25 protein-coding genes are annotated in these 21,297 nt (G+C 58.5%); 15 read left to right on the top strand and 10 right to left on the bottom strand.

The genetic code is table 11. From position 1 onward, the window contains the following. Positions 1-5: 5 nt before the first annotated feature. A complete protein-coding gene (locus RIdsm_RS29090; protein ID WP_057821384.1) occupies positions 6-284 on the bottom strand; it encodes a DUF4148 domain-containing protein in 279 nt (92 codons plus the stop codon). 202 nt (positions 285-486) lie between these two features. Here RIdsm_RS29090 and RIdsm_RS29085 point away from each other — a divergent pair, with 202 nt between their 5' ends. The 15 genes from RIdsm_RS29085 to petA all read left to right on the top strand — a co-directional run bounded on the left by RIdsm_RS29085 (position 487) and on the right by petA (position 13,690). Beyond that, complete coding sequence (locus RIdsm_RS29085; protein ID WP_057821382.1) at positions 487-1,377, top strand: DMT family transporter; 891 nt, start codon at positions 487-489, stop codon at positions 1,375-1,377. Between the two features lie 129 nt (positions 1,378-1,506). Further along, positions 1,507-2,139, top strand: a complete 633-nt coding sequence (locus tag RIdsm_RS29080) for an RNA polymerase sigma factor (protein ID WP_057821380.1) — start codon at positions 1,507-1,509, stop codon at positions 2,137-2,139. A 96-nt stretch (positions 2,140-2,235) separates the two neighbouring features. After that, positions 2,236-2,694: a hypothetical protein gene (locus RIdsm_RS30295; RefSeq protein ID WP_177228457.1), complete on the top strand. Its 459-nt coding sequence runs from the start codon at positions 2,236-2,238 to the stop codon at positions 2,692-2,694. A 6-nt stretch (positions 2,695-2,700) separates the two neighbouring features. After that, the gene (locus RIdsm_RS30840) at positions 2,701-2,916 is read left to right on the top strand and encodes a ubiquinol-cytochrome c reductase iron-sulfur subunit N-terminal domain-containing protein (RefSeq protein ID WP_245766491.1); all 216 of its coding nucleotides are present in this window, start codon (positions 2,701-2,703) and stop codon (positions 2,914-2,916) included. Between the two features lie 931 nt (positions 2,917-3,847). Continuing rightward, positions 3,848-4,117, top strand: a complete 270-nt coding sequence (locus tag RIdsm_RS29065) for a DUF5676 family membrane protein (RefSeq protein WP_057821377.1) — start codon at positions 3,848-3,850, stop codon at positions 4,115-4,117. Between the two features lie 216 nt (positions 4,118-4,333). Beyond that, on the top strand, positions 4,334-6,637 hold the full coding sequence (locus RIdsm_RS29060; RefSeq protein WP_177228461.1) for a copper-transporting P-type ATPase: 2,304 nt from the start codon (positions 4,334-4,336) through the stop codon (positions 6,635-6,637). Positions 6,638-6,688: 51 nt separating this feature from the next. Continuing rightward, complete coding sequence (locus RIdsm_RS29055) at positions 6,689-6,922, top strand: DUF2933 domain-containing protein (protein WP_074940703.1); 234 nt, start codon at positions 6,689-6,691, stop codon at positions 6,920-6,922. Beyond that, positions 6,922-7,569 carry a methyltransferase family protein gene (locus tag RIdsm_RS29050; protein WP_057821404.1) on the top strand — a complete coding sequence of 216 codons (648 nt, stop codon included), beginning with the start codon at positions 6,922-6,924 and terminating at the stop codon, positions 7,567-7,569. The genes RIdsm_RS29055 and RIdsm_RS29050 overlap by 1 nt, the downstream gene beginning before the upstream one ends. Before the next feature lie 18 nt (positions 7,570-7,587). Next, positions 7,588-9,036 (top strand): YfcC family protein, encoded by a 1,449-nt coding sequence (locus RIdsm_RS29045; RefSeq protein WP_057821373.1) that lies wholly within the window; start codon positions 7,588-7,590, stop codon positions 9,034-9,036. A 17-nt stretch (positions 9,037-9,053) separates the two neighbouring features. Then, a complete protein-coding gene (locus RIdsm_RS29040; protein WP_057821371.1) occupies positions 9,054-10,283 on the top strand; it encodes an arginine deiminase in 1,230 nt (409 codons plus the stop codon). A 14-nt stretch (positions 10,284-10,297) separates the two neighbouring features. Next, positions 10,298-11,299 carry an ornithine carbamoyltransferase gene (gene argF, locus RIdsm_RS29035; RefSeq protein ID WP_057821369.1) on the top strand — a complete coding sequence of 334 codons (1,002 nt, stop codon included), beginning with the start codon at positions 10,298-10,300 and terminating at the stop codon, positions 11,297-11,299. 3 nt (positions 11,300-11,302) lie between these two features. Beyond that, positions 11,303-12,220, top strand: a complete 918-nt coding sequence (locus RIdsm_RS29030) for a carbamate kinase (RefSeq protein ID WP_057821367.1) — start codon at positions 11,303-11,305, stop codon at positions 12,218-12,220. A gap of 116 nt (positions 12,221-12,336) precedes the next feature. Beyond that, complete coding sequence (locus RIdsm_RS29025) at positions 12,337-12,720, top strand: c-type cytochrome (RefSeq protein ID WP_244955874.1); 384 nt, start codon at positions 12,337-12,339, stop codon at positions 12,718-12,720. 62 nt (positions 12,721-12,782) lie between these two features. After that, positions 12,783-13,004, top strand: coding sequence for a hypothetical protein (locus tag RIdsm_RS29020; RefSeq protein ID WP_057821364.1), 222 nt, complete (start codon positions 12,783-12,785; stop codon positions 13,002-13,004). A gap of 125 nt (positions 13,005-13,129) precedes the next feature. Continuing rightward, entirely contained in the window at positions 13,130-13,690 is a 561-nt protein-coding gene (gene petA / locus RIdsm_RS29015; RefSeq protein WP_074940709.1) for a ubiquinol-cytochrome c reductase iron-sulfur subunit, read from the top strand. 44 nt (positions 13,691-13,734) lie between these two features. Here petA and lgt read toward each other — a convergent pair whose 3' ends face one another. The 9 genes from lgt to RIdsm_RS28970 form a co-directional block, all read right to left on the bottom strand. Further along, the gene (gene lgt / locus RIdsm_RS29010) at positions 13,735-14,658 is read right to left on the bottom strand and encodes a prolipoprotein diacylglyceryl transferase (protein WP_057821362.1); all 924 of its coding nucleotides are present in this window, start codon (positions 14,656-14,658) and stop codon (positions 13,735-13,737) included. Positions 14,659-14,669: 11 nt separating this feature from the next. Further along, positions 14,670-15,992 carry an APC family permease gene (locus RIdsm_RS29005; RefSeq protein WP_057821360.1) on the bottom strand — a complete coding sequence of 441 codons (1,323 nt, stop codon included), beginning with the start codon at positions 15,990-15,992 and terminating at the stop codon, positions 14,670-14,672. Beyond that, positions 15,993-16,793 (bottom strand): hypothetical protein, encoded by an 801-nt coding sequence (locus tag RIdsm_RS29000; protein ID WP_143100555.1) that lies wholly within the window; start codon positions 16,791-16,793, stop codon positions 15,993-15,995. Further along, positions 16,790-17,461 carry a TVP38/TMEM64 family protein gene (locus RIdsm_RS28995; protein ID WP_057821402.1) on the bottom strand — a complete coding sequence of 224 codons (672 nt, stop codon included), beginning with the start codon at positions 17,459-17,461 and terminating at the stop codon, positions 16,790-16,792. The genes RIdsm_RS29000 and RIdsm_RS28995 overlap by 4 nt, the downstream gene beginning before the upstream one ends. A 22-nt stretch (positions 17,462-17,483) precedes the next feature. After that, positions 17,484-17,912: a DUF6010 family protein gene (locus RIdsm_RS28990; protein WP_143100556.1), complete on the bottom strand. Its 429-nt coding sequence runs from the start codon at positions 17,910-17,912 to the stop codon at positions 17,484-17,486. Positions 17,913-18,014: 102 nt separating this feature from the next. After that, positions 18,015-18,401 (bottom strand): DUF302 domain-containing protein, encoded by a 387-nt coding sequence (locus RIdsm_RS28985; RefSeq protein ID WP_057821354.1) that lies wholly within the window; start codon positions 18,399-18,401, stop codon positions 18,015-18,017. Between the two features lie 174 nt (positions 18,402-18,575). Next, positions 18,576-19,019: an EF-hand domain-containing protein gene (locus tag RIdsm_RS28980; protein WP_244955873.1), complete on the bottom strand. Its 444-nt coding sequence runs from the start codon at positions 19,017-19,019 to the stop codon at positions 18,576-18,578. Positions 19,020-19,388: 369 nt separating this feature from the next. After that, positions 19,389-20,306 (bottom strand): DMT family transporter, encoded by a 918-nt coding sequence (locus RIdsm_RS28975; RefSeq protein ID WP_057821352.1) that lies wholly within the window; start codon positions 20,304-20,306, stop codon positions 19,389-19,391. A gap of 106 nt (positions 20,307-20,412) precedes the next feature. Beyond that, the gene (locus tag RIdsm_RS28970) at positions 20,413-21,291 is read right to left on the bottom strand and encodes a cation diffusion facilitator family transporter (RefSeq protein WP_177228459.1); all 879 of its coding nucleotides are present in this window, start codon (positions 21,289-21,291) and stop codon (positions 20,413-20,415) included. Between the last annotated feature and the right edge of the window lie 6 nt (positions 21,292-21,297).

The following is a 21,297-nucleotide window of genomic DNA, read 5'->3' as shown; positions in this document are numbered from 1 at the left end:
TAGCCTCATTGGCCTCGCTGCGGATTGTCAAAGCGCTCTTCGAACATGCTCTTGAACTCTGATGCAGCCTCCATATGGGCCTCCACCTCCGCGCGCGTGACCTTGCCGTCCTTGTTTTGATCGGCGTGATCGAAATGGCCGCGCATCGTATCGTTCATGTGGATGTTGTTATCGCGGTCGGGCAGATCATGGTGCCCGGTTACATATCCCATGTCCGCGAGCGCTGCGCCGCCGAGAGCCGTGGCAAATGCGGTTGCGAGAATGAGCGTGGTGTTGCGTTTCATAGAGTGCCTCCTTTTGGCTTGTTGCCCGACCAACATGGCAAATGCGACGTGTCGCGCAACAGGCTCCCGGCGCTGTCGTGTAACGGTCTGTCGCAGAAGCCGACCTGGTTACATTTGGTGACAGATTCCCTCGGTATCTGACGCTTGATCCTGTAGATCCTAGACAGGATGAACGTGAGCCGGTTCGATGAAAGGACTACCTATGACACCAGTAGCGGCCCTGAAGATTGTCCTTGCGATGGTGCTCTGGGCCTTGTGCTTCCCGGTCATCGTGGCCGGGCTCAAATACTCGCCCCATCTAACTTTTGCCGCCATGAGGGCGCTCCTCGCAGGCGGCGTGCTTACAGTTTTGGCGCTGATCTTAGGGCGACCGTTTCCGCGAGGGCACCGGGTTTGGTTGACGCTAGCGGGAGTTGGCTTCGGTGCGACGAGTCTTGGCTTTCTCGGGATGTTTCACGCGGCAGAGTTTGTTTCACCGGGCCTTGCGACGGTAATAGCGAATACGCAACCTCTTCTGGCAGCTGTCCTCGCGGCGTTCTGGCTTGGGGAAAAGCTGTCCTTAATTGGTAGCGCAGGTTTGTTTGCTGGATTTGCGGGGATTGTGCTAATTGCCCTGCCGGATTTTCTGACAGACGGGAACGAGAGTTATGCCATTGGCGTTTTGTACATCATTCTTGCAGCCGCTGGCGTTACGCTTAGCAACGTCCTGATAAAATCCATTGCAGGAAAGGTGGACAGCCTTTCGGCAATGGGAGTGCAGATGCTGTTAGGCAGCGTACCACTCGTCATTGCGGCTATGTCCATGGAGGAGCCAACTACAATTAAATGGGCGCCCGCATTCATCGCGTCGCTTCTCGTCCTGGCCATGGCAGGATCGGCACTTGTCTATTGGCTGTGGTTCTCAGCGCTTGAAACAGTTCCATTGAACCGGGCCAATGCCTTCAGTTTTCTTATTCCGGTTTTCGGACTGACCTTGGGTATCGTTGTCTATGGAGAGAGGCTCTCTGTCTTACAAATTGTAGGCATCGTTATGATACTTTTAGGAATAGCGATGGTGCACCGCCGAAAGGAACGGACACTCAATGAGGTTTGAAGACGCAATCTTCCGAAGCAAACGAGAACCGGTCGTTCATCCGTCACCTTCGATGAACGAATTTGGGCGCCGCGTTATTTCGATCTTAATGCAATGTGCTCGCATCTCAATGAAATGGAGGGATGAGATATGACGGAGCCAGACAAAGAAACACGGGAACCCGCCCAAGACCGCGACCCCGCCGAGATCGCGCTTTCAGAGGGTCGGCAAGCCTTTATGGGATTTCTGGTGCGCCGCTTGGGCAACAAGGCGGATGCGGACGATGTTTTGCAGGAATTCTGCGTTCGGGTGCTGACGCGCAAAAACCAGCTACGAGATGTGGAGCGAATGGATTCCTGGCTCTACGCCATCTTGCGATCGACGATGAACGATCATTTCCGTAAGGTGGCTCGCCGCGGGCGCCTGACCGAAGCGTATGGCTGTGAACCCGAGGCACTGGCTGATGATGCCCCCGCACAGATGGCGCAATTTTGCCGTTGCGTGGATGGTCTGATCCCGGCGCTGCGGGATGCAGATGCCGAATTGATTCGTCGGATCGACTTCGGGGAGGAGGATCGTGCCGCGGTCGCCGTCGACATGGGCCTGACCCGCAACGCTCTTGGCGTGCGTCTGCATCGTGCCCGCGCGGCCTTGCGCGATGCGCTGACGGGTCATTGTGGCAAGTGTTGCAAGACAGGTTGGGATGACTGCTACTGCCCTCCAATCGGCTGCGAAAACCCCGAGGATCAGACCCACTGTGCTCCCAAGGACGCATCCAACTAATGCTGGGTGAATAGGCCAAGCTTGTAATGGTTTCTGCTAGGAAGCGTCGACTTCCGTGAAAGCCCATATCCGGGCATCATGGCGGGAGACACCAAAATGATCAGCGGAGAGGACAATACATCGGATCCGGCAATCCATAGGCGCCTCGCCTCCTCAACGGAGTTGTTTAGTCTCGTTCACCGGATGGGCTGCGCATGCGCATCGCATTCGCACCATGCCGATGCGCCGATTTCCCAAGAACTCTTTCGACGGATCGAAGGTGACGGCCAGAGTCTGGTTGAAGCGGCCAGAATTCTGGGCCTCGGACCCAAGGACTGCGCCTACCTCCTTGCCGGACTACGTCGCGATATGGCAACCGAACTCGTAGTTCTACTGCTGGATGCCGACAGACCGTGTCCTTTTGTTTCAAATGAGCCCAGCAATTCAAAGCTACGGAACGAGCAGTCTGATAGCAGCAAAAACCAAAAGAACAGCACTGCGGCTAACGGCAGTCTTGAAATCGACCAACATAAAGCGTCGGGGAGTACGGTCTCCGGTTTAAAAAGAGACAATTGATGTCTCATACGTAACCGTTGGCAAGACTTTCTCAACTACGCCACTGCAGTTGCGGGAGTAGTCGCAATGGGTCCTGCTGCCTGGGCGCTGATCAAATACATGAACCCTTCGGCCGATATCATCAGCCAATCAACCAGTGTCGTCGATTTAACGGACGCTACTATAGGACCCGGGAGCGCGTTTAACTGGGCGGGAGATCCTGTCTTTATATGGCGGCGTTAGCCTGCGATGATCGCTGAGGCGCGAGCGACAGTTCTGGATCAGCTCGTTGACCCGATTGACGACGTAAAGGAAACCCCCACCGTCGACTAGGAGTTGACAGCGATTAATCAGAACAGATCGGCTCTGGAGGGCGGTGAAGGGTTAATCGTGGTTCGAGCGTGCACCACCTATTTGGGGGGTCTGCCGGTGGGTCAGGATGGCCCTAGCGTTGGAGAGTTCGGCGAGTGGTTTTGCGCGTGCCACTGATAGCAGTGCGATCAGTCGGGTTGAATTGGAAAAGGTCCCGTACCGCGAAATCTCGGCGTTACGCCCTATAGCCTCGAGTCCGATTTGTTGCTGATGATCGGAGCGGCGTGACCTGGCGGATGGGTCGCGGAATTCACCGATTTTCCTGTAATGGAATGTCGTAGTGGGCGTCTCCAATATGAAACCATGATTGAAGGAGACCAAGATGGCTCAGAAATCCATCCAAAACGATGAATCTCAAACCCAAACCGCAAAGTCCGGTGGGTGCTGTGGCGGCAGTTCCGTCAACACAGCTACCGAAGTCCGACCCAAGGCCAGATCGTCTGTTGCACCCTTGGGGAAATGCTGCTGCAGCAAAAATTGAGATCAGTTGCGACACGGCCTCGCGTAGCGAGAAGGACAGATCAGTAGCTGTTCAACATACGTCAAGAGAAAGGTTTCATAGCCATGATCATAATTAGCGTTTTTGCGGGTTCCTGTGCCCTGCTTTTCGTCCATTCGTCCTACTCATGGCGAAATCGCGAGATAGCCATCCCGGTTGCCCTCGAACGAGATCACACATCGGACGCCATTTTTGGGCGCACATTGTGACAAAACGATACAGGAATCTTCGTGACAGCCCTTCGGCTGTGGGTGCAGTCATCGCCTCAACGAGGCAGCTTTGAAAGGTTTGGAAGGAGAAATCATGTCAGATTTCAAATCGGTTCGTATCTATCCCTTAGGAATGGCCCTTGGGACTCTGCTGGCGATCAGCTTCGTGCTGTGCGTTATCTTCGGCCTGATATTCCCGGCCGCCACCATGTATCAGGCCTGGCTGCCACTTCTGCCCGGCGTGACTTGGATCAGCTGGCCAAGCGTCTTTCTGGGGCTGGTCGAGAGCTTCGCCTATGGCTGGTACATTGCCGTGATTTTCGTACCGGCGTTCAACTTCTTTTCGCGCAAGGCGAAGGCATGACAACCCTACAAGATTGCCCCCAGAAGCCACCTTGTGGTCATCGTCCCTGCGCGTTGGGGGCGTCGGTTACATCGATCCAATAGTGACGAGCCAATCGCGAACAGGAAAGGACGCAGGATGAACGTGACGAAAGGCCGGGGCGGCAGGCAAAGAGAGGGTGACGAGAGCTATGACATGGTACCAGACGGCTATACCGGCACGGTCTATACCTGCTCGATGCACCCCGAAGTGCGTAGCGCCGAGGAAGGGAAATGTCCCAAATGCGGCATGTTCCTAGTGCCCGAAGGTGACGTTGGGCAGCAAGGGCATCATGATCATTCTGGGCACGCCCATGCGCATGGCGCCGCAACTGTCGGGGTGAAGAACGGCGACTATGACACCGTGCCGGAGGGTTTCAACGGCACTGTCTATACGTGCCCAATGCATGCGCAGGTACGCCATCCTGGCCCCGGATCCTGCCCGATCTGCGGCATGGGGTTGGAGCCTGAAACAGTCAGCCTTGAGGATGATGGCCCGAATCCCGAACTGGTCGACTTTACCCGTCGATTCTGGGCTGGTGCCGTGCTGACGATCCCCGTTCTCGTTTTAGCGATGGGTCCTTTCGTGGGTTTCACATATTTCATGGAACTGCTGGGCAAACGCACCTCACTATGGTTTGAGCTCGCGCTTGCAACTCCCGTGATCCTTTGGTCGGGTTGGCCATTCTTTGTGCGCGGCTATCAGTCGTTCCGGACGATGAACCTCAACATGTTCAGCCTGATTTCGATGGGTGTAGGTGCGGCGTATATCTTCAGTATCATCGCGGTCATCGCGCCGCAGATTTTCCCGGCCGGGTTCCGCGACGAGAACGGAAACGTCGGCGTCTATTTCGAGGCCGCCGCGGTGATCGTAACGCTGGTTCTGCTGGGCCAGGTGATGGAACTGCGCGCCCGCGAAGGCACCGGCAAGGCGATCCGGGCCTTGCTGGACATGGCCGCCAAGACGGCGCTGGTGATCCGCCCCGACGGCACCGAAGAGGAAATCGAGTTGGACCAGGTGCAGCTGGGCGATCACATTCGCGTGCGCCCGGGCGACAAGGTTCCGGTCGATGGTGTGGTGGTCGAAGGCCGCTCCTCGGTGGACGAGTCGATGATTTCCGGAGAACCCGTCCCCGTCGAGAAGGTCGCGGGCGAACCCGTTACCGGGGCCACGATCAACGGCACCGGCAGCCTGGTCATCGAGGCCACGCGCATCGGGGCGGATACAATGCTTTCCCAGATCGTGCAGATGGTTGCCAACGCACAGCGCAGCCGTGCGCCGATCCAGAAATACGCCGATCAGGTCGCGGGGATGTTCGTGCCAGCGGTCATCGCCGTCGCAATCGTGTCTTTCATCGTCTGGTCGATCTGGGGGCCTGATCCCGCAATGGCCTATGGCCTCGTCTCGGCTGTGGCTGTGCTGATCATCGCCTGTCCCTGTGCGCTTGGTCTTGCCACGCCAATGTCGATCATGACCGCCACGGGCACGGGTGCGCAGATGGGCGTGCTGATCAAGAACGCCGAAGCGCTGGAGCGGTTTGAAAAGATCGACACTCTGATAGTGGACAAGACTGGTACGCTGACCGAAGGGAAGCCCAAACTGGTCGCGGTGCTGCCCGAGGAAGGACATGACGAGGCCGAAGTCTTGCGCTTGGCCGCATCGCTGGAGCGCGGCTCAGAACACCCGTTGGCCGAGGCCATCGTGCGCGGGGCAGAGGAGCGCGGTGTCGATTTCACCAAGGCCGAGGACTTCGAAGCGGTGACCGGCAAGGGCGTCAAAGGCCGCGTCGACGGCAAGTCGGTTGCGCTTGGCAATGCAGCACTGATCCACGACATGGGACTGGATAGCGGCGCGCTGGTCGACACCGCCAACGCGCGGCGCGACGAAGGCGAGACCGTAATGTTCATCGTACTGGATGGCACGATTGCCGGATTGGTCAGCGTCGCTGACCCGGTCAAGGAAACTACTCCCGCGGCCCTCAAGGCGCTACATGAACAAGGATTTCGGATCATCATGGCGACCGGCGACAACGAGCGCACCGCGCAGGCCGTCGCTAGCCGCCTCGGCATTGATGAGATTCGCGCTGATGTACTGCCCGAGGACAAAGCGCGTATTATCCGCGAGCTGCAAAAACAGAGCCGAAAGGTCGCCATGGCCGGCGATGGGGTCAATGACGCCCCCGCACTTGCCCAGGCAGATGTTGGAATCGCGATGGGCACGGGAGCGGATGTGGCCATCGAAAGCGCGGGGTTCACATTGGTCAAGGGCAATCTCGACGGCATCGTGCGAGCCCGAAAACTGAGCCACGCCACGATGCGCAACATCCGCCAGAACCTGTTCTTCGCGCTTATCTACAACGCCTCGGGCGTGCCGATCGCCGCGGGCGTACTCTATCCATTCTTCGGCATCCTGATCGGCCCCATCTTCGCCGCTTTCGCGATGAGTGCGTCATCGCTGTCGGTTGTGCTGAACTCCTTGAGGCTGAGACGACTGAAGTTCTGAGCCAATGACGGCAGACAATTTCTCCCTTCGACAGCAACAGGATCAAAGTAAATGACTGAGCATAATCATAACCACGACAATCAGGAAAAGGGCTTTTGGAAATCTCGCACAGGCGTCTTTCTTCTGATTGCTCTGGGGATTGGAGCGTTCCTCCTCGCATTCGAACATCGTGTCCATATTTTCGGCGGCAATGGGTTTCTCGCGCTGCTTCTTCTTGGATGCGTCGTAATGCATCTCTTCATGCATGGCGGGCACGGGGGTCATGGCGGAGGTGACAAGTCATGATGCATGATCCAGGATATGGGCTGTGGATATTTGCCCTGCTGAATGCGGCCATTTTCATCATGTTTGCATTCAGCTTCTTCAAGCCGCAAACGGCGCGCGACTGGCGCAGCTTTGGAGCTTTCAGCGCGTTTCTCGTTGCGCTGTTTACTGAAATGTATGGCTTTCCTCTCACGATTTACCTGCTGTCCGGTTGGTTGCAGACCTCATATCCGGGCATTGACTGGTTTTCGCACGATGCCGGCCACCTTCCGGAAATGCTCTTCGGCTGGCAGACCAACCCGCATTTTGGCCCTTTCCACATCCTGAGCTTCGTTCTGATCGGGCTTGGATTCTGGATGATCTCGGCTGCCTGGCGAGTGCTCTACCAAGCCCAACGGAACGGTACGCTGGCTACCAGTGGTCCCTATTCGCGAGTCCGACATCCGCAATACGTGGGCTTCATCCTCGTTTTGACCGGCTTTCTGGTCCAGTGGCCGACATTGCTGACACTGGCAATGTATCCGGTGTTGATCTGGATGTACGTGCGGCTTGCTCGCGCAGAGGAGCGGGAAACCCGGGCCTCGTTTGGGGCCAGGTTCGACGCCTATGCCGCGCGTGTTCCCGCCTTCTTGCCAAATCTCACGCAGACACATGACGCAACTCAATGACAAAACGGGAGTGAACCCATGTCCGACAATCCAACCGATAGGGAAGCACACACTGATGGTATGGCGTCATGGTTTCCGACGGCTTACACAATCCTGTTCGGTCTGATCGTCATTGTCGCGACGCTCACATGGATCATTCCTGCGGGGCAATATGATCGCGCGATGAACGAAGAGGTCGGACGCGAGATCGCGGTGCCGGGCACCTATCAGACGGTCGAGCCCAATCCGCAGGGTTTCGTCGATGTGATGCTTGCGCCCGTCGCCGGGTTCTACGATCCGGACAGCTATGCGGCCAATGCGATCGACGTTGCGTTGTTTGTGCTCCTGCTCGGCGGGTTTCTGGGTGTGGTGAACGCCACCAAAGCCATCGATACTGGTATCCAAACAGCCATGGGGCGCATGAAGGGGCGCGAGATCTGGATGATCCCGATCCTGATGTCACTGTTCGCCTTGGGCGGCACGACCTATGGTATGGCCGAGGAAACACTGGCTTTTTATGCGCTGCTGATCCCGGTAGTCATAGCCGCGGGATTTGACGCCGTTACCGGCGTCGCGATCATCCTGATCGGGGCGGGCATCGGCACCCTCGGCTCCACGATCAACCCGTTTGCAACCGTAATCGCATCTAACGCGGCGGGGATACCCTTTACCCAGGGCATGGCGTTGCGGCTGGTCATCCTGATCGGCGGGCTTCTGACATGCATCGCCTACGTGATGCGCTACGCCTCAAAGGTGAAGGCCGATCCGTCCCGCTCGGTGGTCGCCAAGCAGCACGATGCACATCGTCGGATATTTCTGGGCGCTGACGATGCTGAATTCACCGAACCGAAGCTGACAGGAACTCAGAAGCTGGTGCTGGTCCTTTTCTTCGCCACCTTCGCGGTGATGATCTGGGGCGTGTCGAGCCAGGGTTGGTGGATGGCACGGATGGGGGCGCTCTTCTTCGGCATGGCCATCGTCGTAGGCCTGGTCGCGCGGATGGGGGAGAAGAAACTGACCTCTGCTTTTGTCGACGGGGCGAAAGACCTGCTTGGCGTGGCGCTGGTGATCGGCTTGGCACGCGGAATCGTAGTGATCATGGAACAGGGCTTAATCGCCGACACTATCCTCAACAGCGCCGCAGACACGTTGGGTGGCCTATCCGAGATTGCCTTCATCAATCTGATGCTCTGGATCGAGATCGGGATGAGCTTTCTGGTGCCGTCGTCTTCGGGGCTCGCGGTCCTGTCGATGCCGATCCTGGCCCCTTTGGGGGATTTTGCCAGTGTCAGCCGTGATCTTGTGGTGACAGCCTATCAATCGGCGAGCGGCCTCGTGAATCTTATCACGCCGACCTCGGCGGTCGTAATTGGCGGTCTGGCGATCGGCCGCGTGTCCTTCGACCGCTGGGTGGTTTTTGTTTGGCCGCTCCTGCTGATCCTCGCGATTTTCATCATGGCCGCGCTCAGCGTTGCCGCGACCCTCTAGATCGAAGGAGACCTTCCATGATCGATCATGCTCTTGGCGTTCATTCCGAAACCGGCAAGCTGCGGCAGGTTATCGTCTCGCCACCCGGCCTCGCCCATCGGCGCCTGACCCCGGACAATCGCGAGGAACTGCTGTTCGACGATGTCTTCTGGGTCAAGCAGGCGATCCGCGATCACGATGTCTTCTCGGCGATCATGCGCGAGGGGGGGGTCGAAGTCTTAGACGCGATGAACCTGCTCGCCGAAACGCTGGATATTGCAGACGCGCGTGCTTGGGTTCTGGACCATCGCATCACCCGTAACGATGTTGGCGTAGGTATGCGCGACGATTTGCGCGCCTGGATGGAAGAATTGCCCGGAGAAGATCTTGCTCGCTACCTCGTTGGCGGGTTCACGGTAGATGATCTGCCCTTCACCCCTTCAGGCATGTTCGGTAGCTATCTAGGACAGCACGGTTTTGTGCTCCCGCCACTGCCGAATTTCATTTTCACTCGCGACAATTCCGCCTGGGTCTATGGTGGTGTGTCGCTAAACCCGATGCATTTCGCGGCGCGCCGACCCGAGACGCTACTAATGGCGGCAGTCTACCGGTTTCATCCGACCTTTGCGGGCAAGGCGCGGGTCTGGTTCGGCGATCCGACGCGGGATTTCGGTGCGGCCACGCTAGAGGGCGGGGACATCATGCCAATCGGGCACGGCGTGGTCATGGTCGGTATGGGCGAACGCTCGACGCCCCAGGCTGTCGGACAGCTTGCCGAGGCATTATTCGCCAGCGGCGACGTGCAGCGCGTCATCGCCTGTCAGATGCCGCGGTCGCGCGCGGCGATGCATCTGGATACCGTTTTTACCCATTGCGGGGGGGATGTCGTGACCACGTTCAAGGAAGTGGCCGACGCGATCACCTGCTATGACCTGCGCCCCGGCGAAGGAAAGGCGCCGCTCGATATCCGGCGGGATGCCCGGCACCTGTTCGAGATCACGGCCGAGGTTCTGGGTTTCAAGGAACTCCGCCTGGTCCCCACGGGCGGCGCGGACGCAGCCGAGCAGTCGCGCGAGCAGTGGAACGACGGCAACAACGTGCTGGCGCTCTCGCCGGGCGTTGTGATCGGCTACGACCGCAACGACGACACCAATGCTGCGCTCGAGAAGGCCGGCATCGAAGTGCTGGCCATTCCCGGGGCCGAGCTCGGCCGGGGGCGTGGCGGCAGCCACTGCATGAGCTGCCCCACCATCCGGGACCCCCTCTGAGGAAAGGAAATCCCATGTCCTACAATCTGAGAAACCGCCATTTCCTGACGCTGCGCGATTTCAGCTCGGAGGAGATCGCCTTTCTACTGAAACTCTCGGCCGATCTTAAGGCCGCCAAGTACAGCGGCTACGAGGTGCCGCGCCTGACCGGCAAGGAAATCGCGCTGATCTTCGAGAAGGACAGCACCCGCACGCGCGTGGGCTTCGAAGTGGCGGCCCACGATCAGGGCGCGCATGTCACCTATCTCGGGCCGTCGGGATCGCATCTGGGCAAGAAAGAGACCGTCAAGGATACCGCCCGCGTCCTGGGGCGGGTCTATGACGCAATCGAATATCGTGGTTTCGGACAGCCCATTGTCGAGACGCTTGCGCAATATGCGGGCGTGCCGGTCTACAACGGCCTGACGGACGAGTTTCACCCGACCCAGATCCTCGCGGATTTCCTGACCATGCAGGAGCACTCGGACAAGCCGCTCAAGCAAATCGCCTTTGCCTTTCTGGGCGACGCTGGGAACAACATGGGTGACAGCCTGCTGATCGGTGGGGCCAAGATGGGCATGGACGTGCGTTTGTGTGCCCCGGAAAACCTCTGGCCAACGGAAGAAATTCGCGGCGAAGCCTCAGAAATTGCTGATCAAACCGGTGCTCGGCTGATGCTGACCGACGCGGTAGACGACGCAACGCAGGGTGTCGACTTCATTTACACTGATGTTTGGGTCTCGATGGGCGAGCCAAAAGAAAAATGGGCTGAGCGGATAGAACTGCTCAAACCTTACCAGGTGACAAAGCAGGTAATGGCGCAAACCGGCAATCCGCACACCAAATTCATGCATTGCCTGCCGGCGTTCCACAGTGACGAGACCGAGGTCGGCGCCGAGATTGCCAGGCATTTCGACATTACGGCGATGGAAGTGACGGAGGAGGTGTTTGAAGGTCCGGCCTCCATTGTTTTCGATCAGGCGGAAAACCGATTGCACACCATCAAGGCCGTCCTCGTCGCCACATTGGGGAACTGAGCCATGCTGGTCGTCGCAGCCCTCGGGGGTAATGCCCTTCTGAAACGCGGACAGCCCATGACCGCAAGTAACCAGCGAGACAACGCGCAGGTCGCGGCGCGGGCCCTCGCCGACATACTGCACGCGGGGCACCAATTGGTCATCACACACGGCAATGGTCCACAAGTCGGGCTGCTAGCGCTTCAAAACCCTACTGACGATGGTTATCCGCTGGATGTTCTGGGTGCGGAGACAGCCGGAATGATCGGCTACATGATCGAACAGGAGCTTGAGAATGTCCTGGACCACGACCGACCGGTCGCCACATTGCTGACCCAGGTCGTGGTAGACCGCAACGATCCGGCGTTCGGCGAACCGACAAAGTTCGTGGGGCCGGTTTATGATCGCCAGCAGGCACAGACCATTGCCGATGCAAATGGATGGACGATGTCGCAAGACGGCGCTAAGTGGCGACGCGTCGTCGCCTCGCCCGCTCCGCAAGAAATTCCCGATACCGGCGTCATCCGGTTGCTGCTCGATGCGGAAGTGGTGGTTATCTGCACCGGCGGCGGCGGGATTCCGGTGATCCGGCAGGATGATGGTAGTCTGACCGGGATCGAGGCGGTCGTCGATAAGGACGCGTCAAGCGCTGTGCTCGCCAAGTCGCTGGGGGCAGACGTCTTTCTACTGCTGACAGATGTCGATGCCGTCTACAGGGATTTTGGAACGGACATAGCCACGAAGGTAAAGTGGCTACGGCCGCAGGACGCCCTGCAATTCGATGCACCCGCAGGGTCAATGGCCCCAAAACTAGCGGCGGCTGCAACATTTGCTGCTTCCGGTGGATTAGCAGGTATCGGAAGATTAAAGGACGCGGCACAGATCATAGAGGGGGCCGCAGGAACACAAGTTTCGAGTAGGGTCGGTGGTAGAAACAGGTGAAGGTACATCGGTTTCGTATTGGGGCGTTCGGCGCAGTCGCAATTGCCATTGCAATCGCTTCCGCGCATACGCGGGCCAAGGCCACGTCTCATACAGCTATAATGCCAGACACGAAAATGGCCTCCGGACTGATCTTTCCCCCTATGGATCCTACCAACGGCCGCCTTTTATTCGTTTCGAAAGCATGTGTTGTTTGCCACTCGGTGAACGGTGTTGGGGGCAAAAATGCACCGCCGCTGGACGCCAGATTCATGGACCAGCCTATGAACCCCTTCGACTTTGCCGCGCGCATGTGGCGCGGCGCTGAAAGCATGGTGATGATGCAGCGCTATGAACTGGGCGATGTGATCAATCTATCAGGTCAGGAATTGGCCGATATTATTGCGTTTGTCCACGACCCCGAAGAGCAGACCAAGCTCTCTGCAGCGGATATACCCGAACTCATACAGTTGCTGATGGACCATGCGGACGCCGAAATGCTGGGAGTGCCTCACGATTGAAATACGTTTACATCAAACCTCAAAGGCCATCTCTCACGCCGAATGTGAAAAGGGAGAAAGCAATGCAGGCGCAAGATGTCTTGACGACAAATGTTATTACCGCGACTTCCGAGACGACCTTGGAGGAGGCCACCGCGCCAATGGTGGCAAGCCACGCAAGCGCGATGGCCAGGCTAGACCCCGCTTACATCAATGTCGTCGTCGAAGGCAGTCGCGTAGATGTCTGGGATCTTGCCGGTTTGGACGCCGAAGAAAATGCCGAGACAACCAGTCGCGATATCTGAGCTTGTCAATCACGATGCGTTACCTTGCCACGAAAACCCCCGCAATACCGTTCCGGCCGGTAGCGATACAGTCTGTTACAAAGATCTGCTTGAGCTTCCACTGCTGAAGTCCCCTAAAAAAAGTCATGACAAAGTCTATTGACCATACAGAGCGACGCGATTTCCTATATTTTGCAACTGCCGGAGCAGGGGCCGTAGTCACGGGCGCGGCGATCTGGCCGCTGGTTAACCAGATGAACCCTGCTGCTGATGTCAGGGCTTTGCTCAATATCCGCGTGGATATTTCCGAGCTGACACCTGGCACACAGCTCACTGTCAAGTGGCGGGGAAAACCGGTGTTCATCCGCTATCGAACCGAAGAGGAAATTGCTGCGGCGCGTTCCGAAAATGTCGCCGACCTACCGGATGCGATCGCAAGAAATCCCAACTTCGACGGGGACGTGGCGGCGACCGATGAGCACCGGGCAGTTCCTGGCCGCGAAGAGTATTTGGTCATGATTGGCGTTTGCACCCATCTGGGATGCGTTCCGCTTGGAAACGGCTCCGGCGATTTTGGAGGTTGGTTCTGCCCTTGCCACGGTTCACATTATGACACCGCCGGACGCATCAGAAAGGGACCCGCACCAGAGAACCTTCATATTCCGGAACTTTCACTGTCGGATGACTTGATTCTCGTTTTGGGATAAATGGCGCGCAGCGTTTCATTACATACGTTCGAGCGGATCGAAACTTACACTGTCTCGGTTGTCTTTTGGTCGGGATCTCGCTTTTGCATGCGAAAAGCCCACCAGATCAATGCCAGTCCGGCAAAGATCATTGGCAGAGACAACGCCTGCCCCATCGTTAGTCCCCAGGTTCCGAAATGCAGGGCGTGTCCGATTGGGTTATCCTCACTCACGAATTGCATATCCGGCTGCCTGAAGAACTCGACGAAGGCCCGCGACATGCCATAGCCCGCAAGGAACACCCCTGTCAGGGCACCAGGCCTTTTCAGCCAACCCTTTCGCCATGCCAGAACCAGCAGCAGGATGCCCAGCACCACTCCTTCGAGCAACGCTTCGTAGAGCTGCGAAGGGTGCCGCGCACATAGCCCCACTACGCCTGGGCAGGCTTGCGCGGCCTCTCCCGGGAAGATCACCGCCCAGGGAACGTCAGTCGGCCGGCCCCAAAGCTCGTTATTGGTGAAATTGGCGAGACGTCCGAGCAACAACCCCGGTGGCGCGGCCAGAGCCAAAAGGTCCGCAGTCCCAAGAAACGACGCGCGCTGGCGGATACAGAAGACAAGCCCGGCGACCGTCACCCCGAGAAACCCACCATGGAAGGACATGCCGCCTTGCCAGACCATCAGGATCTCCAGGGGGTTTTGCAAGTAGTATTGCGGCTGATAGAACAGAACGTAGCCAAGGCGTCCGCCCAAGATGACACCGAGGATGATCCACGTGAGCAGATCGTCCAGTTGCGCGGGCTTCATAGGTGGCCCAGCATCCAACCAGAGCGCAGGACGCCTGACGGTCCGAACGCAAATTCGCCAACCTATTACGATGCCAACGATGTAAGCGAGCGCGTACCAGCGCAGCGCGAGGTGAAAACCCCAAAAATCGACCGAAAAGACTTCGTGGCCGATGTCGGGAAACGGAAGGACGGCGGTCAGCATCGTCTGTTGTCCTACATTTGCGAGTGAGATTCGGATTGAGCCTCTTGTGGTGGACGATGGCGCAAAAACAGCCCCACGAAGGCAAAGACAGCGACCATCATCCCGATGGAGACCAGCACGATCAATGGATCACTCTTCCACTTCAGCGCGGTGAACGCCGCCAGCACGACGATGTCGAGCGCGATCGCGCTAAGCAGAACGGCCCCCACGGCGCCGATTTCCTGTCGCAGGTGCCGGAACACGCCCCAATGGATGACGATGTCCATCACCAGATAGAAGAACGCACCAAGTGAGGCGATCCGGCTGAGGTCGAAGAATACCGCTAGGAAACTGGCGATTACCACGGTGTAGACCAAAGTATGGTCTCGGATCGCACCCGGCATACCAAAGTGGCTGTGGGGGATCAGTTTCATGTCGGTCAGCATGGCAAGCATTCGGGAGACCGCAAAAATGCTTGCGATTAGTCCTGAGGACGTCGCGACGATGGCGAGAAGAACGGTCAAGTAAAACCCCGTTCGGCCCAAGGTTGGCCCTGCGGCCTCAGCAAGGGCATAGTCTTTTGCGGCGATGATCTCTTCAAGGCTAAGGCTGGAGCCGACGGCGAAGGCGACCAGAAGATAAACGATAACGCAGATGCCGATGGATGCAACGATGGCCCGGCCGACATTGCGGTTCGGGTTGGTCACTTCGGCACCGCTATTGGTGATGGTCGTGAAGCCCTTGAAGGCTAGGATCGAGAGCGCAACGGAGGCCACAAAGCCGGTTATTTGGGCCGATTGCCCGTCCGTCGCCGCCTCGAACGAGATACCGCCTGCCCAGAGCCCCGCTGCCCCGAAAAGCGCAATGCCTCCAACCTTCAGGATAGCCATGACGATCGAGAACAACCCCACCGATCGGTTGCCGGCAGCGTTGATGAGATAGGCAAACACAATCAGGCCCACACCAAGGGTAGGAACCAACCATTTGGTCTGCTCGACGCCTAATCCCTCCAAAAGGTATGTGGCGAAGGTCCGCGCAACGAGGCTTTCATTGATGACCATCGACAGCGCCATGAGCAACGCAGCGCCTGCGGCAATGGTCGTCGGGCCATATGCCTTTTGCAGGATCATCGCGATGCCCCCAACCGAAGGATAGGCATTCGACATCTTGACATAGGTATAAGCGCTGAACGCGGTAACGATCGCGCCAGCGATGAACGAGAGTGGGAAAAGTGGCCCAGCAAGCTGAGCGATCTGGCCGGTCAGCGCGAAGATGCCAGCCCCAATCATCACGCCCGTGCCCATCGCGATAGCGCCAGCCAGCGTGATGCTGTTCGCCTTGTATTCAGATTTCATCTAGACATTTCCCTTTCTGGATGCGCGTGCCTTCCCGGCCGAGAGCGTCGGTTCACCGGACTGGGCCTTCCAACACATGTCGCATACCGGATCGCCGGCCGAGAGCGTATGCGGTCTGCGGTAATGTCCCCGCTTGCCATCGCCGGCGATCAGATCGGCACCGGGCCAGTCATAAAGGCACCAACTCTGCCGGAAGGCCTCGAGCAGTTCGGGGTCCGCGTGACGCGCCGCCGCCGTCCGAGCGAATGTTTGCGGCGGGCAATGTGTGAAATGCGTTTTCAGGTCATCACCATCGCGAAAGACGCGCGCGGCATAGCCGGGGGCGCCCACTGGACGGAAGGGAAACACCAGCAGCGCCCGGATCGTCCAGCGCAGCCTGCGTCCCGGATCGCGGCTGATGAACCGCGCCGGCAGCGACGACAGGCGCAGCATCCGGCGGTAGAGGTCCCATCCGACATCGGCGACGACCGCATGCGCGCACCCCGTCTCGACTCCGTGGTGCCGCAGCGCCGCGTCGGCCGCGACGGTGTAGATGGCAAGCTCCACCATCAGCCGACTGCCGGCATCGGGCAAACCCTGCAATCCGGCAATCTCCCGCATCTCTTCCGCTGCATGATCGAGCGTGACGAGAAAACGCTCGATGTCTTCAGGCAGCCAGCGCACCTCTTCGCCATCTGCAAGGTGCAATGCCCGATTGCCCAGTTGCCGGCGGCAAGTCCGCAACAGCCCGCGCCGGATCAGCGCGCGAACGGCTCTCCAGCCCGGGGACGGGCGCGCGTCGGGCCTGGGGGTCGCGGTCATGAGCGTGCCTTCCTTCCGCGCTGCTCGCGGATCGCCACGACGATAAGGGGGGTCAGCGTAAGTGCCCCCAGCCCGACAGCGGCCCAGGCGGCTCGCCCGGGCTCGCCGCTCACCGCCTCGTTACCGAAATGCGCGAGAACGAAACTGGCGGGGATGATGCCGGCAAGCGTCGCCACAGCGAAACGCCAGAAATGCAGGCAGCTGAGACCGGCAGCGTAGCTGACGATGTCGAACGAGATAAACGGCATCAGCCGGCTGGCGAACACGGTCAGGGTCAGCACGTTCTGCGATCCGAGCCAGCCCTTGTCCACCGTCTCGCCCAACCATCTGGTCAGCACATCGCGCCCCAGGAACCGTGCCAGTGCGAAGGCCGCCAGGGCGCCGAGTTCGGCGCCGATGACGATGTAAATGGTGCCGATCGTATGTCCGTATGCGGCACCTGCCGCCAAGGCGATAGGTGCGCTTGGGATCGGCGTGGCGACGATGGCGATCGTCATGAGGGCAATGATGACGATCGGCCCCCATGCGCCGGCGGCGCTCACCCAGGCCGATATCCGCTCGCCGCTGAGGTCTTCCACGAAGCCCGACAAGGGCCCAAGGAACAGCGCCGCCGCAGCGGCCACGAGCGCGACCGCGAGAACGATTTTTGCGCCTGTTCCAACCGTGATGCCCTGTGCCACCTAACCGCCCTCACGGTAGATAAAGGATGAGGAGAAAACCGGCGGCCAGCAGATCGAAGACCACGCAGAAGGGAATGTACCATTTCGGCACCGGCGCACCGAAGGCGCCATTATGGTGCAGCAGGTCCCAGGCCGCATGCGCCGCCAGCCCCAGCGGCAGCGCAAGCGGCGTCCAGAGCAGACCGGCAAGCGCCACGAGCGCGTAGAAGGCCGCGACCCCGAGTTCCATACAGAACATCCCGGCTGAAAGGGCGGAGGCGCCGAAACCGATATAGGCGCCCCCGATCAGGGCCAAGGTCAGGGCGGCGATAGCCACCGAGACCTGTTCAGGCACCCAAAGGTGAACGGACGCCAAGGCTAGGAACAGCCCCGCACCGATGGCGCTCGGGCCCAGTGGGCCTGTGGTGATCCGGCTGACCTGGCTTCCATCGTTCGACATTGGGCAATGCATCCTCGTATTTGCCGGGGTTGCGTTCGAGTCGCTACAACCCTAGGCCTTCCAGTTGATGGAATCTCAAGCCGTAATCGTGAAATCGCCACTTCACGCCGCGTCGACGGCCTCACGCATCATCTCACGCACATCGATAGCGACCTTGTGCAGCTGATCGTTGTCAATCGCCTGCATTGAGGCCACCGGATCGATCGCGCTGACCTCGGTGCCGTTGTCCACTTCGCGCAGGATGACATTGCAGGGCAGCATCGCGCCCACCCGTGGTTCGATCCCGATCGCCTTATGGGCCATCTGCGGATTGCATGCCCCCAGAATGCGATAGGGTTCGATGTCGGCGTCGATCTTCTTCTTCATCGTCGCCTTCACGTCGATTTCGGTCAGAATGCCGAAGCCATGCTCGGCCAATGCATCGCGAACCCGCAACTCGGCGTCATCGATGCCGACATCCTCCAAGACGCGGTCATAGGTATAGCTCATGTCGATTTCCCTTCGGGTCATTTGGAAAGGTACTTGACCAACGCCAGTACTCCCAGCACCGCCAGCACAATAACGAGCAGCATCCAGAGGCCGCCCATTCCGAAACCCATCATTGTTATCTCCTGTTGCATCAGCGCGGAGACGGCGCCGGCTTGAAGGCCGGCGCCTCCAAGCTCAATTGCTGTCGCTGTCGCCAGTGTTGTTCATACCGGAGCCCATGCCCTGGCCGCTGCCTTGCTGGCTCTGCATCTGGCTCATGCCCGAGCGCATCTTCTGCATGCGCTCCATCTTCTTGGCCGGCGCCGCTATTTCCTCGCTGGTGATGGCGCCATCGCCATCCGCGTCGAGATGCTGGAAGCGGTCGACCATCTTCTCGCGGATCATGGCGCTGTGAAGCGCCTCGAACTCGGCGATCGAGAGGTTGCCGTCGCCGTCGCTGTCATACTCGGTCAGCTTGGCCTGCATCTGCTCGCGCATCTCCTGGGGCGTGACATTGCCATCGTCATCAGCATCCAGCATCCGCATCATGTCGTGGCCCATCATGCCGCGGCCGCTTCCGTCCATCATCCCGCCGTGCATCCGGTGCATCTTCTTCATCATGCCGGACATATCACCCATCATCCCGGAACCGCCGCCCTGCATCATCATGCTATCACCGGCGGGTTTTGATTTTGAACCATGGCCATGGTCGTTCTGAGCATAAGCTGCCCCACCGACCGCGGCTGCAGCAACCACTGACAGGGCAAGAAATGAATGTCGTAGCATGGTGATCTCCTTTGTTTCTGAATCACATCGCCGATGTAGGGGTTTACAACTGTCCCTTCATCTATTCGCGAGAGACTTTGTTGTAACGTTTTGTATCGAGACACCTGCCGGCAATTTCCTGCTTGTAAGTGTGAAGTCTTCCGAGAAGACTCTCCACATATACATTGGAAGTCTGGCGCGCGCCGCGGCGTCCTTTTTCGCCTTGAAGCTCCGCACCGCAGGTCAACCTAAACACTGACAGGGATGCGCCGCGATGTCGGGTCGCTCACGAGTCATCATCCATGTCAGCAGAAACCCGGCCAACAGCAACAGCCCGCCGCCATAGATCATCCCCTTGGCCGGGACCTCGGCAAAGACCAAAAATCCCAGAGTACTCGCGACGACCGGCGAGACGATAATATCGACGAGGGAATAGACGTTCGCGTTGAGAGTCTTGAGGACGATGGAGATGCCGAAATAGGCAAATCCCGTCGATACCAACCCAAGCGCTAGCGCCCAGACACCAGCTGGTACGATGATGCCCAGCTTCTCGTTTTCCGACGTACCCAGCACTTCACCTGTACCATAAATCAACAGCGCCGGCGACAGGACGACCGCTGCCGTCAGCATCGACCAAGCGATATCGTTGCCCGTCTCTGACTTGCCCTCATATCGCATGTAGGTAATCATCGCCGCATAGATCGCGCCGTCGGTCAGCGCGACGAGATTGCCGAACATGTATCCACCTGAGAGGGGCTTGGCGAGCACGATGCCGACGATGGCGATACCGAAGACGAGAACATGGCCCAATCCTGCCTTCTCACCGAGGAAGATTGCCGAGAAAATAAAGGTAAAGAAGGGCGCCACACTCCAGAAAATGACGGCATTGGCAATCGGTACCAGCGTCATGGCGTAGTTGAAGACACTGATCTGCGTCGCGATAAGAACACCGATAACAATGGTGTCCTTCAAATTCCCCCAGGGTAGGCGGATCGGTCGGCCTGTGGCGACTGGCAGCGCGAGTATCAGGAAGGCGGCGGCTGTCAGGATCGCGTAGAAATTCAACGTCTGAATCGGGATTCTGCCGTCGGTCAGCTTGACGAAGACACCGATCGTCGCCTCGGACAAGGTGATCAGAAGAAGAAGCAATATAGTTTTCATATCCGGTTTCCGATCTGGCTAAAAGCGTGGCTAGGCGACGCGCAAAGCGGCCCAATTAATCCAAGGGTCTCGCACCCCGGCAGTCATAGATGCGCATCGGGTGCGGTCAGGCCTGATTGTGGTTCTCGCCCGCAGTTATGTCGATGGCTTCTGCATCGCTTTCATCAATGCAACGGTCTTCGACCTGCAAGGTGACGAAAAAGAAGCCAAAGCGCTCCCGCAACATTTGATGAGCTGCCTTCAGTATCTCCTGCGGATGGCCGCCGTCGCGAATACGCAGGTGGGCTGAAAAGACATATTTGCCGCTGGTCAGCGCCCAGGCATGGACGTGATGTGCATCAGCCACGCCATCGACGGTCTCCAGGTTCTGCTTGACGTCGCGCAGACTTACATCATTTGGGGTGCCTTCCATAAGCAGGTGCATGGAATCACGCAGTATCCCCCAGCTTGCCCAAACCAGTACGAAGCCGAAAGCCATGCCGAGGATTGGATCAATGAGCAGAAAACCCGTGAATTTTATGACCAGCGCAGTGATGATGATCAACAGACTCCCGACGAAAGTCTGAATAATGTGCCAGAGCGCGCCCTTGACGTTCAGGTCGCTCTGACTTTGCTTCCAGATCAGCCCGAGCGAGATGATTTCGGTCGCAAGGCCGCCAGCCGCTGCCCACAGCATTGGGCCGGTCGGCAGATCTATAGGAGATCCTAGGCGCATTGCCGCCATCACGATCACCACGATTGCCATGGCAAGCAGGAACCCGCCATTGACCAGCGCGCCGATGATCTCCGCGCGATACCAGCCAAAACTGCGGTCCTCATCCGCCGGACGGCGGGCGAGTCGTGCCGCAATAATTGCCACGAGGACGCCGCCCACGGCGGAGAAGGTGTGGAACGCATCCGAAATCACAGCAATGGAGCCGGTCCAGAGACCGATTGTCATCTCAATGATGAAATAGACACCCGTTAGCCAAGCTGAAATTGCCATGCCTCG

This window comes from Roseovarius indicus, assembly GCF_008728195.1.
Classification (GTDB): Bacteria; Pseudomonadota; Alphaproteobacteria; order Rhodobacterales; family Rhodobacteraceae; genus Roseovarius; species Roseovarius indicus.
The sequence above is the reverse complement of the archived record's forward strand: the minus strand, read 5'-3'. Positions and strand labels throughout refer to the sequence as shown.

Bases quoted from the DNA above. Each gene is read 5' to 3' on its own strand.
- RIdsm_RS29055 (WP_074940703.1), top strand. From the start codon at position 6,689: ATGACTGAGCATAATCATAACCACGACAATCAGGAAAAGGGCTTTTGG.
- RIdsm_RS29040 (WP_057821371.1), top strand. From the start codon at position 9,054: ATGATCGATCATGCTCTTGGCGTTCATTCCGAAACCGGCAAGCTGCGG.
- RIdsm_RS28980 (WP_244955873.1), bottom strand. From the start codon at position 19,019: ATGGGTGATATGTCCGGCATGATGAAGAAGATGCACCGGATGCACGGC.
- RIdsm_RS29065 (WP_057821377.1), top strand. From the start codon at position 3,848: ATGTCAGATTTCAAATCGGTTCGTATCTATCCCTTAGGAATGGCCCTT.
- RIdsm_RS29005 (WP_057821360.1), bottom strand. From the start codon at position 15,992: ATGAAATCTGAATACAAGGCGAACAGCATCACGCTGGCTGGCGCTATC.
- petA (WP_074940709.1), top strand. From the start codon at position 13,130: ATGACAAAGTCTATTGACCATACAGAGCGACGCGATTTCCTATATTTT.
- RIdsm_RS30295 (WP_177228457.1), top strand. From the start codon at position 2,236: ATGATCAGCGGAGAGGACAATACATCGGATCCGGCAATCCATAGGCGC.
- RIdsm_RS29045 (WP_057821373.1), top strand. From the start codon at position 7,588: ATGTCCGACAATCCAACCGATAGGGAAGCACACACTGATGGTATGGCG.
- RIdsm_RS29085 (WP_057821382.1), top strand. From the start codon at position 487: ATGACACCAGTAGCGGCCCTGAAGATTGTCCTTGCGATGGTGCTCTGG.
- RIdsm_RS29025 (WP_244955874.1), top strand. From the start codon at position 12,337: ATGGCCTCCGGACTGATCTTTCCCCCTATGGATCCTACCAACGGCCGC.
- RIdsm_RS29020 (WP_057821364.1), top strand. From the start codon at position 12,783: ATGCAGGCGCAAGATGTCTTGACGACAAATGTTATTACCGCGACTTCC.
- RIdsm_RS28985 (WP_057821354.1), bottom strand. From the start codon at position 18,401: ATGAGCTATACCTATGACCGCGTCTTGGAGGATGTCGGCATCGATGAC.
- RIdsm_RS29000 (WP_143100555.1), bottom strand. From the start codon at position 16,793: ATGACCGCGACCCCCAGGCCCGACGCGCGCCCGTCCCCGGGCTGGAGA.
- RIdsm_RS29060 (WP_177228461.1), top strand. From the start codon at position 4,334: ATGCACCCCGAAGTGCGTAGCGCCGAGGAAGGGAAATGTCCCAAATGC.
- RIdsm_RS29050 (WP_057821404.1), top strand. From the start codon at position 6,922: ATGCATGATCCAGGATATGGGCTGTGGATATTTGCCCTGCTGAATGCG.
- RIdsm_RS28990 (WP_143100556.1), bottom strand. From the start codon at position 17,912: ATGTCGAACGATGGAAGCCAGGTCAGCCGGATCACCACAGGCCCACTG.
- RIdsm_RS29030 (WP_057821367.1), top strand. From the start codon at position 11,303: ATGCTGGTCGTCGCAGCCCTCGGGGGTAATGCCCTTCTGAAACGCGGA.
- RIdsm_RS28970 (WP_177228459.1), bottom strand. From the start codon at position 21,291: ATGGCAATTTCAGCTTGGCTAACGGGTGTCTATTTCATCATTGAGATG.
- RIdsm_RS29090 (WP_057821384.1), bottom strand. From the start codon at position 284: ATGAAACGCAACACCACGCTCATTCTCGCAACCGCATTTGCCACGGCT.
- argF (WP_057821369.1), top strand. From the start codon at position 10,298: ATGTCCTACAATCTGAGAAACCGCCATTTCCTGACGCTGCGCGATTTC.
- RIdsm_RS28975 (WP_057821352.1), bottom strand. From the start codon at position 20,306: ATGAAAACTATATTGCTTCTTCTTCTGATCACCTTGTCCGAGGCGACG.
- RIdsm_RS29080 (WP_057821380.1), top strand. From the start codon at position 1,507: ATGACGGAGCCAGACAAAGAAACACGGGAACCCGCCCAAGACCGCGAC.
- lgt (WP_057821362.1), bottom strand. From the start codon at position 14,658: ATGCTGACCGCCGTCCTTCCGTTTCCCGACATCGGCCACGAAGTCTTT.